Here is a 10470-nt window from a genome sequence, read left to right as displayed (position 1 = left end):
TCCGGCTTCAACGATGATGGTCTGGCCGTTGGACAGGGTCACGGTCACCGGCGTCTGAGCAGGGTTGCTCAGGGTTACGGTGTAGGTGATCACGCCGCCCTCGGTCACGCTTGGCGACGCGGTCAGGGTGGCAGTAGTGGTATCGATTGAGTCGCTGACAACGGTCTCGGCAGGCGTCGGGTTCGGCGTCAACTGCTCGAAGTTGCCGCCGGTGGCACCGGTGATGGTGGTGCTGACGGTCGAACCATTGCTGTAAACATCATTGGCAGGCGTCTGGAAATCGACGCTGCCGGTGTTCTTGCCGGCTTCAACGGTAATGGTCTGGCCGTTGGACAGGGTCACGGTCACCGGCGTCTGAGCAGGGTTGCTCAGGGTTACGGTATAGGTGATCACGCCGCCTTCGGTCACGCTTGGCGACGCGGTCAGGGTAGCGGTGGTGGTGTCGATGGTGTCGGTGACTTCGGTCACTGCCGGCGTTTGCGGCAGGGTCACGATCACGTTGCCGCCGCCGGTGGTGCCGGTCACGGTGGTGGAAATCTGCCCGCCATCGATGTACGGCGTATCGTTCCCCGCCACTGGCACGTTGACTGTACCGGTGGTCTGGCCGGCCGGAATGACGATTACCGCGCCGTTCGACAGGGTCACAGTCAGGTTGGTCGCCGGAGCCTGGCCAACGGTGGCGGTATAAACGATCACGCCACCCGCTTCGGTGATGGAAGGGGTGGCGCTGAGGGTGAGGTCGGTGGCGATCATCGTGACCGCCGTACTGGTGGTCGTATCGACGCCCCCGGTCTGCTCGGTGGTCGCCGCGGTGGCGAAGTCTATCGGGGCCGTGGGGAAGCCGATGGTCGGGTCCACGCTGCCGGCCGTGGCGTCGAGCATCACGAAGCTGTGGCCGCCCCCGGCCGCGCCACCACCGCCTGCCGCCGAAGGGCCTGCCGCCGTGGCTTCGAGCTGCGTAGTTGGGTCGACACCAGCGGCGATCGCCTGCTGCAGCTCCTCAACCGAAGGGGCGGCTTGCGCAGCAGCCTGGCCCAGGTCGGTGCTGCTGTCCGGCGCATCGGCGCTCCATTGGGAGTCGCGGCCCAGGTCGAGCAGGCGCCCATCGGCCAACTCGAGGGTAACGGCCCCGCCCGCGCCCGTGAGCACCTGCTCGCCCGCGAACAGGCGATCGCCCTCGATGAGAACGCGCCGGATGCCTTCTGGGGATACTGCGATGACCTGGCCAACAATGCTCTTGACGATGGCAACAACGCTGCTCATTGGACTCTCCGGCTTACCCGATGATGGGACGTCCCTGCTCCGAGAGGCGTAAGTTGCGCCGCATCAGGCGGAATGGTGTCATTAATATGCTTGAAGTTTGACGTCAATTAATTGACAATAACCAGTTGGAATTAACTTTATGCCAAACTATTGACCTTGTGTTCGTCATCCTAAACAATCGGCGAAGTAATGTCACATTGATATTTGAACGTTTGCTTTCCCTTCCCGAAGTGCCTCTCGAAGTGCCTGTTTGGAAGCTCGCTCATCGGTCAGATCAGGTTGCCATTTTCCAAACCTGCACAGCTTCTGCCGTGATTCAGGACAACAGCGCCTTCGGGGATCCGTAAAAAAATGCGTGCGCCACTGTTTATCGCTCTGCCTCTCGCTTTTGCCGCCACTTTCGCCCACGCCCAAACGCTGCCAGAAGCCATGCAGCAGGCCCTCGAGGTGCATCCCGAAATCCAGGCAGGGGTGAATGCGCGCGTGGCTGCGGACTACCAGTTGCGCGCCGCCAAGGGCGGCTATTTGCCGCAGGTCAACGTCACCGCTGGCTACGGCCGTGAAGGCAGCGACAGCCCGAGCACCGGCAACCGCTGGGATACCCTCAACCGTGGCGAGTCGGCCATCCGCCTGCGGCAGATGGTGTTCGACGGCTTTGCCACCTCCAGCGAAGTTGGCCGCCAGCAGGCCACCGCCAACGCCCGTGCCTACGCACTGATGGACACTTCCGAGCGCACTGGCCTGGACGTGGCCAAGGTCTATCTGGATGTGCTGTCGCGCCGCGAGATGGTGCGCCTGGCCCAGGAGAACCTGCAGAACCATGAACGCATCCTCGACCAGATCAAGCTGCGCACCAGCCGTGGCGTCGGTCGTCTGGCCGACCTCGACCAGGCTGAAGCGCGCCTGGCCCAGGCACAGAACAACCTGATCACCGAACAGACCAACCTGGCCGACGCCAACACCAACTTCCTGAGCGTGGTGGGGCAGATGCCGGATGAACTGAGCGCCCCGGCGCCGTTCATCGACCTGCTGCCAGCCAGCCTGGAAGAAGCCCGCGCGCAGATGGTAGAGAGCAGCCCGGTGCTGCGCTCGGCCGAATCGGACATCGCCGCAGCGGAAAAACAGTACGATGCCGCCAAGGCCAGCTTCTACCCGCGCTTCGATGCCGAACTCGGCCGTACCGCCGACAACAACATCGATGGCGTCGCGGGTCACAACAATGATTGGGAAGCGATGGTGCGGATGAACTTCAACCTGTACGCAGGCGGCAGCAACAAGGCCGAGCTGGAAGCCAAGTCGCACCTGGCCGGCCAGGCCCTGGACATCCGCAACAATGCCCTGCGCCAGCTGAACGAAGAACTGGGCCTGGCTTGGAACGCCCAGGATAACGCCAACGCCCAGGTGCCGATCGCCCAGCAGTATGTTGACCACAGCAACCGCGTGCGCAGCGCCTATCAGCAGCAGTTCAGCCTCGGCGAGCGGACCCTGCTCGACTTGCTCGACAGCGAGAACGAAACCTTCACCGCCCAGCGCCGCTTGGTAGAAGTGAAGAATATTCAGTTGTTTACTCAGTACCGAATCAAGGCGACCATTGGCCAGCTGCTCAAGAGCCAGGGCGTTGTCGCGCCGATGGCAACCGTTGTGCAGAACGATTTGAAACCCCGGGTGAACCTGCCAGGCCTGAACTGAGGCGCACCCATCCACCTACCCGCCAGGTCGAAGAGAGCACCGCGTGGAATCCGAAGTCAGTCGAGTCCAACTCAGCCACGATCCACGCAGTCAGCATGACGATCCGCTCCTGGATAGCCTGCTGACGCTGTGCGTCCTGCATCAGAAGCCTGCCAGCCGGGCGATGCTCACTACCGGCCTGCCGTTGCCGGCACAGCGCCTGAACGCCGAACTGCTGCCCCGCGCCGCCGCCCGCGCCGGGCTGCAGGGGCGCCTGTTGCAGCGCAAGCTGGAGCAGATTCCGAGCATCGCCATGCCGGCCATGCTGCTGCTCAAGGAAGGCCGCGCCGCGGTGCTGCTGGGTTGGGAAAACGAAAGCACAGCGCGCCTGCTGCTCAGCGAGAGCGACGGTGGCGAGGTGCTGGTCAGCCGCGAGGCGCTGGTCGAGGATTACAGCGGCAAGGTGTTCTTCGCCCAGCCGCAGCACAAGTACGACGTCAACCACGGCAACCTGATTCCGCGTGCCAAGTCCTGGTTCCGCGACACCCTGCTGCGCAGCAAGTGGCTGTACATCGACGCCATCGCCGCCAGCCTCGTGATCAACCTGATCGCTCTGGCCGCGCCGCTGTTCGTGATGAACGTCTATGACCGCGTGGTGCCCAACCAGGCCACCTCGACCTTGTGGGTGCTGGCCATCGGCATCACCGGCGCATATCTCTTCGACTTGATCCTCAAAGGCCTGCGCAGCCTGTGCCTGGACCTGGCCGGCAAGAAGACCGACCTGATCATCTCGGCCACGTTGTTCGAGCGCATCGTCGGCATGTCGATGAAGTACCGCCCGGCGCGGGTCGGCAGCTTTGCCCAGAACATTCACGAATTCCAGGGGCTGCGCGACTTCCTCGCCTCTTTGACCCTGACCAGCCTGATCGACTTGCCATTCACCTTCATCATCCTGCTGGTCATCGCCATCATCGGCGGGCACCTGGTGTGGATCCCGATCCTCGCCTTCCCGTTGGCCCTGGGCATCGGCTATGCGCTGCAGCGGCCACTGATGGCAACCATGGAGCGGACCATGGCGCTGGCCTCCGAGCGCCAGTCGAGCCTGATCGAAACCCTGGCTGGCCTGGACGCGGTGAAGGTCAACAACGCCGAAAGCGAACGCCAGTACATGTGGGAACAGACCCTCGGCACCCTCAGCCGCCTCGAGCTGCGGGTGAAGGTGTTGTCGAGCCTGGCGATGAACATCACCCTGCTGATCCAGCAACTGGCCGGCGTTGCGATGATCTGCGTTGGCGTGTACCTGATCATCGACGGCAACCTGAGCATGGGCGGCCTGGTGGCCTGCCACATGCTCAGCGGTCGCGCCCTGGGGCCGTTGAGTTCGCTCAACGGCCTGCTGGCCCGCTACCAGCAGGCCAAAGTGACCATGGTCTCGACCAATCAGATGATGGAGCTGCCGCAGGAGCGCAACTTCGAGGAGCGCCCGCTGAGCCGCAGGGTGCTGCAAGGTGGCATCGAGTTTCGCGGCGTCGACTTCACCTACCCGAACCAGCAGAACCAGGCACTCAAGGGCATCAACCTGAACATCCGCCCGGGCGAGAAAGTCGGCATCATTGGCCGCAGCGGCTCGGGCAAGAGCTCGCTGGCCAAGCTGATCGTCGGCCTTTACGAAACCGACAACGGCTCGCTGCTGGTGGATGGCGTGGATATCCGTCAGATCGACGTCAGCGAACTGCGCCACAACGTCGGCTATGTGCCGCAGGACATCCAGCTGTTGGCCGGTACCCTGCGCGACAACCTGGTCAGCGGTGCCCGCTACATCGAGGACGAGCTGATCCTGCAAGCCGCCGAACTGGCCGGTGTGCACGAATTTGCCCGCCTGCACCCCGATGGCTATGAGCTGCAGGTGGGCGAGCGTGGCCAGAACCTCTCCGGCGGTCAGCGGCAGAACGTTGCCCTGGGCCGTGCGCTGCTGCTCAACCCGCAGATTCTGCTGCTCGACGAGCCGACCAGCGCCATGGACAACACAGGCGAAGAGCGTCTCAAGCAACGCCTGCAGGCCGTAGTGGAAAACAAGACCGTACTGCTGGTCACCCACCGGGCCTCGCTGCTGTCGCTGGTCGACCGGTTGATCGTCATCGACCGCGGTCAGGTGGTCGCCGATGGCCCGAAAGCCACGGTCATGGATGCGCTGAAGAAGGGGCAAATCAGTGTTGCATAAGCTCGATTTCGGCGTGTTCAAGAGCGGCCTGCGCCGCTATTTCAAAGGTTCCGACTCGCTGAGTGGGCAGCCACTGCCGGAGGTCAACAAAGCGCTCATCGAAGACGCCCCGCGCATCGTGCGCCTGACCATCTGGGGCGTGATCGCGTTCTTCCTGTTCCTTATCGTCTGGGCCAGCTTCGCGCCCATCGACGAGGTCACACGCGGCGAGGGCAAGGCCATCCCGTCGTCCAAAGTACAGAAGATCCAGAACCTGGAGGGCGGCATTGTCGCCGAGATTTTCGCCAAGGAAGGGGAGGTGGTCGAGGTCGGCCAGCCGCTGCTGCGCCTGGATGAAACCCGCTTTGCCTCCAACGTGGGTGAAACCGAGGCCGACCGCCTGGCCATGGCCCTGCGCGTCGAGCGCCTGAGCGCCGAGGTCGAGGACCGCCCACTGAAGATCGACGAAGAGCTGCGCAAGGCCGCGCCGAGCCAGGCGGCGGACGAGCAGTCGCTTTACCTGAGCCGCCGCCAGCAGTTGCAAGACGAGCTCGGCGGCTTGCAGCAGCAGTTGGTGCAAAAGCAGCAGGAGCTGCGCGAATTCACCTCCAAGCGCGCCCAGTACGCCAATAGCTTGCAGTTGCTGCGCCAGGAAATCGGCATGTCCGAGCCGCTGGTAGCCCAAGGCGCGGTTTCCCAGGTTGAAGTGCTGCGCCTTCGCCGCTCCGAGGTGGAAACCCGGGGTCAGATGGACTCCACGGCGCTGGCCATCCCGCGTGCCGAGGCGGCCATCAAGGAAGTGCAGAGCAAGATCGAAGAGACCCGCGGCAAGTTCCGCAGCGAGGCCCTGACCAAGCTCAACGAAGCCCGCACCGAGCTGAACAAGGCCACCGCCACCAGCAAGGCACTGGACGACCGCGTCAGCCGTACCCTGGTCACTTCGCCGGTGCGTGGCATCGTCAAGCAGCTGCTGGTCAACACCATCGGCGGGGTGATTCAGCCGGGCAGCGACATCATCGAGATCGTGCCGCTGGACGACACCCTGGTGGTGGAGGCGAAGATCTTGCCCAAGGACATCGCCTTCCTGCACCCGGGGCAGGAAGCGACCATCAAGTTCAGCGCCTACGACTACACCATCTACGGTGGGCTGAAGGCCAAGCTGGAGCAGATCGGCGCCGATACCATCACCGACGAAGACAAGAAGACCACCTACTACCTGATCAAGCTGCGCACTGAGAAGAGCCACCTGGGCACCGATCAGAAGCCGCTGCTGATCATCCCTGGCATGGTCGCCACGGTGGACATCATGACCGGCAAGAAAACCATCATGAGCTACCTGCTCAAGCCGATCATGAAGGCCCGCGACGAGGCCCTGCGCGAGCGGTAGGCCCGAGGCGGCCCTTGCGCAGGCAAACCTGCGAAAGGGCTGGCTCAGGTAGCACCAAAATCGAGCACTGTTACCCTTCATATCTTTATTCTTTAAAGATATTTAAATTATTTTTCTTATGCATTTATAGTCGCTCCCACTGCGTACCCGTCGACCAATCGATGCGCCGCACGACTTGAACCCACACGGGTAAACCCCGTGCGTTTCTGATCGTTGCGCGCCATTGAAGTCGCGCACTGCGTGGGAGTGACACATGCCAGCCGCCTCGAACGCCTTGTCGTCCATCGACAGCGCCCAGCTGCAAACCTTCGAAATCCGCCCGTTCTCCGGTGCCGTCGGCGCCGAGATCATCGGCCTGGACCTGGCCAAGCCGGTCACCGTCGAGGATTTCACCCGTATTCATCGCGCCCACCTCGACCACCATGTGCTGGTATTCCGTGACCAACGCATCAGCCCGGAACAACAGATCGCTTTCAGCCGCCGCTTCGGCGAGCTGCAGATCCATGTGCTCAAGCAGTTCCTGCTCGCCGGTCACCCGGAAATCCTGATCGTCTCCAACATCGTCGAAAACGGCCAGAACATTGGCTTGGGCGATGCCGGCAAGTTCTGGCACTCGGACCTGTCGTACAAGGAACTGCCAAGCCTCGGTTCCATGCTGCACGCCCAGGAGCTGCCTAGCGAAGGGGGCGACACCCTGTTCGCCGACATGCACAAAGCCTGGGACGCCGTGCCTGAAGCCCTGCGCAAAGTGGTGGAGGGCCGCAGTGCCGCTCACTCGTACACCGCCCGTTACGCCGAAACCAAATTCGAAGGCAACTGGCGCCCGACTTTGACCGCCGAACAGCTCGCGCAGGTGAAGGAAGTCATCCACCCGGTGGTGCGTACCCACCCGGAAAACGGCCGCAAGGCCTTGTTCGTCAGCGAGGGCTTCACCACCCGCATCGTCGGCCTGCCGGACGATGAAAGCCGCGACGTGCTGCAGCAGCTGTACGCGCTGAGCGTGCTCGAGCAAAACATCTACCGCCACCAGTGGCAGCCCCACGACCTGGTGTTCTGGGACAACCGTTCGCTGATCCACCTGGCCGCCGGTTGCCCTGCGCACCTGCGGCGCAAATTGTTCCGTACCACCATCCAGGGCGATGCCCCGTTCTGACGACTGAGGAATTCATCATGCGTAAATCCATCAGCCGCCTGGCGGCAAGCATCGGCCTGGGCGCCAGCCTGGTCGTCGGCAGCCTGGCGGCCCCCGCCGTGGCGCAAGCCGAAGGCAAGATCCGCATCGCCGAGCAGTTCGGCATCGTTTATCTGCTGCTCAACGTGGTGCGTGACCAGCACCTGATCGAAAAGCACGGCAAGGAGCAGGGCATCGACATCGAGGTCGACTGGGCCCAGCTGTCCGGCGGCTCGGCGATCAACGACGCGTTGCTGTCCGGCTCGGTGGACATCGCCGGTGCCGGGGTCGGCCCGCTGCTGACCGTGTGGGACCGTACCAAGGACCGGCAGAACGTCAAGGCCGTGGCCTCGCTGGGCAACTTCCCGTACTACCTGGTCAGCAGCAACCCGAACGTGAAGACCATCGCCGACATTTCCGATAAGGATCGCATCGCCGTGCCTGCGGTAGGTGTGTCGGTGCAGTCGCGCTTCCTGCAGTACGCCGCCGCCCAGCAGTGGGGCGACAAGGAATACAACCGCCTCGACAAGTACACCCTGGCCGTACCGCACCCGGATGCCACCGCCGCGCTGCTGGCTGGCGGCACCGAGCTGAACGGGCACTTCTCCAACCCACCGTTCCAGGATCAGGCGCTGGCCAACAAGAACGTGCACGTGGTGCTCAACAGCTATGACCTGCTTGGCCCCAACTCGCCGACCCTGCTGTTCGCCACCGAAAAATTCCGCAACGACAACCCCAAGACCTACAAGGCCTTCGTCGATGCACTGGCCGAGGCGGCGGACTTTGCCCAGAACGACAAGGCCGCTGCAGCGGATACCTACATCCGCGTGACCAAGGCCAAGATCGACCGCGATGCGCTGATCAAACTGATCGACAACCCGCAGTACGAGTTCACCGTCACGCCGAAGAACACCTACAAGCTGGCCGAGTTCCTGTATCGGGTTGGTGCCATCAAGCACAAGCCGGAATCGTGGAAGGACTACTTCTTCCAGGATGAACGCCCGCTGCAGGGGAGCTGACCGACCATGACCGCCCCATTGCCAGGCCACACGGCCAGCAACCTGAGCCGTGTCGCTACACCGCCGTTGCTCAAGGTGGACAACCTGAGCCTCGAATACCGCACCGCGCAGCGCGTGGTGCGGGCCACCCACCAGGTCAGCTTCGAAGTCGACCGCGCCGACCGTTTCGTCCTGCTGGGCCCGTCGGGCTGCGGCAAGTCCACCTTGCTCAAGGCCGTGGCCGGGTTCATCGCTCCCCAGGAAGGGCAGATCCTGTTGCAGGGTCAGCCGGTCAACGGCCCCGGCCCAGACCGCATCGTGGTGTTCCAGGAATTCGATCAGTTGCCGCCATGGAAGACGGTGAAGGAGAACGTCATGTTCCCCCTGGTGGTGTCTGGCCAGCTCAAGCGCGCCGAGGCCGAAGAGCGAGCCCTCCATTACTTGGACAAGGTTGGCCTGGGCGCCTTTGCCGATGCCTACCCGCACATGCTGTCGGGCGGGATGAAGGCGCGCGTGGCGATCGCCCGGGCGCTGGCCACCCAGCCGAAGATCCTGCTGATGGACGAGCCGTTCGCCGCACTCGATGCGCTGACCCGACGCAAGATGCAGGAAGAACTGCTGCTGCTGTGGGAGGAGGTGCGTTTCACCTTGCTCTTCGTCACGCACTCCATCGAAGAGGCGCTGGTGGTTGGTAACCGCATCCTGCTGCTGTCGCCCCACCCGGGCCGGGTCCGGGCCGAGGTGCACAGCCACCAGTACGACCTTGGCAGCCTCGGCGCAGCGGACTTCCAGGCCAGTGCGCGACGTATCCATCGCTTGCTGTTCGACGAGGCCGAAGCCCCTGAACCGGCTGATGATCTGGGCTTCAACGACATCCGCATCGCTTACTGACAGGAGCTTCAGCCATGACCCCTACACCTGTACGCCAGGAATACGAGGTGCAGCTGGAGCCTTTGCTCAGTGTGCCCGTGGAACGCAATCTACCGTTGGCCCAGCGCCTATGGCAGCACGGCTGGCTGCGCAAGGCCGTGATCCTGCTGGTGATCGCCGCCTTGTGGGAAGCGATCGCCCGCTACCAGGGCAACGACTTGCTGCTGCCGACCTTCCTGCAGACCGCCGCCGCATTGTGGGACGGCCTGCTCAGTGGCGAATTGCCGGCCAAGGTCGGCGTGTCGCTGGTGATTCTGCTCAAGGGTTACCTGCTGGGTATCGTGCTGGCCTTCGGCCTGACCAGCCTGGCGGTGTCGACCCAGCTCGGTCGCGATCTGCTTGGCACCCTGACTTCGATGTTCAACCCATTGCCGGCGATTGCCCTGCTGCCGCTGGCGTTGCTGTGGTTCGGACTGGGCGACAACAGCCTGATTTTCGTGCTGGTGCATTCGGTGCTGTGGGCATTGGCATTGAACACCTACGCCGGCTTCCTCGGCGTGTCCGAGACCTTGCGTATGGCGGGGCGCAATTACGGCCTGAAAGGGCTGCGGCTGGTCCTGCATATCCTGGTGCCGGCGGCGTTGCCGTCGATCCTCTCGGGGCTGAAGATCGGCTGGGCGTTCGCCTGGCGCACTTTGATCGCCGCCGAGTTGGTGTTTGGTGCCAGCAGCGGTAAGGGCGGGCTGGGCTGGTACATCTTCCAGAACCGCAACGAGCTTTATACCGACAAGGTGTTTGCCGGATTGGCGGTGGTCATCCTGATTGGCCTGTTAGTCGAGGGGCTGGTGTTCAACACCCTGGAGCGGTTGACCGTTCGGCGTTGGGGCATGCAGCGGTAGTTTTCCTGTCCCGG

At 63.2% G+C, this 10470-nt stretch carries 8 protein-coding genes; 7 read left to right on the top strand and 1 reads right to left on the bottom strand.

Annotated features, from left to right (window positions below; translation table 11 throughout):
• The coding region (locus tag APH28_RS25360; RefSeq protein ID WP_156340950.1) for a retention module-containing protein at positions 1 to 1263 on the bottom strand (1263 nt) is incomplete at its 3' end.
• Positions 1264 to 1614: 351 nt separating this feature from the next.
• Here APH28_RS25360 and APH28_RS25355 point away from each other — a divergent pair.
• From APH28_RS25355 to APH28_RS25325, 7 genes are all read left to right on the top strand, one after another.
• Complete coding sequence (locus APH28_RS25355; protein ID WP_060513190.1) at positions 1615 to 2952, top strand: TolC family outer membrane protein; 1338 nt, start codon at positions 1615 to 1617, stop codon at positions 2950 to 2952.
• A gap of 43 nt (positions 2953 to 2995) precedes the next feature.
• Entirely contained in the window at positions 2996 to 5152 is a 2157-nt protein-coding gene (locus APH28_RS25350; RefSeq protein ID WP_060513189.1) for a type I secretion system permease/ATPase, read from the top strand.
• Positions 5142 to 6518, top strand: coding sequence for an HlyD family type I secretion periplasmic adaptor subunit (locus APH28_RS25345; protein ID WP_060513188.1), 1377 nt, complete (start codon positions 5142 to 5144; stop codon positions 6516 to 6518). Before APH28_RS25350 ends, APH28_RS25345 begins: the two co-directional genes overlap by 11 nt.
• A gap of 253 nt (positions 6519 to 6771) precedes the next feature.
• On the top strand, positions 6772 to 7671 hold the full coding sequence (locus tag APH28_RS25340; RefSeq protein WP_060513187.1) for a TauD/TfdA family dioxygenase: 900 nt from the start codon (positions 6772 to 6774) through the stop codon (positions 7669 to 7671).
• 17 nt (positions 7672 to 7688) lie between these two features.
• Entirely contained in the window at positions 7689 to 8708 is a 1020-nt protein-coding gene (locus tag APH28_RS25335) for an ABC transporter substrate-binding protein (protein WP_060513186.1), read from the top strand.
• Positions 8709 to 8714: 6 nt separating this feature from the next.
• Positions 8715 to 9578, top strand: a complete 864-nt coding sequence (locus tag APH28_RS25330) for an ABC transporter ATP-binding protein (RefSeq protein WP_060513185.1) — start codon at positions 8715 to 8717, stop codon at positions 9576 to 9578.
• 14 nt (positions 9579 to 9592) lie between these two features.
• Positions 9593 to 10456: an ABC transporter permease gene (locus APH28_RS25325; protein ID WP_060513184.1), complete on the top strand. Its 864-nt coding sequence runs from the start codon at positions 9593 to 9595 to the stop codon at positions 10454 to 10456.
• Positions 10457 to 10470 lie beyond the last annotated feature (14 nt).

Source organism: Pseudomonas sp. NBRC 111124, assembly GCF_001320245.1.
GTDB lineage: Bacteria > Pseudomonadota > Gammaproteobacteria > Pseudomonadales > Pseudomonadaceae > Aquipseudomonas.
The sequence above is the reverse complement of the archived record's forward strand: the minus strand, read 5'-3'. Positions and strand labels throughout refer to the sequence as shown.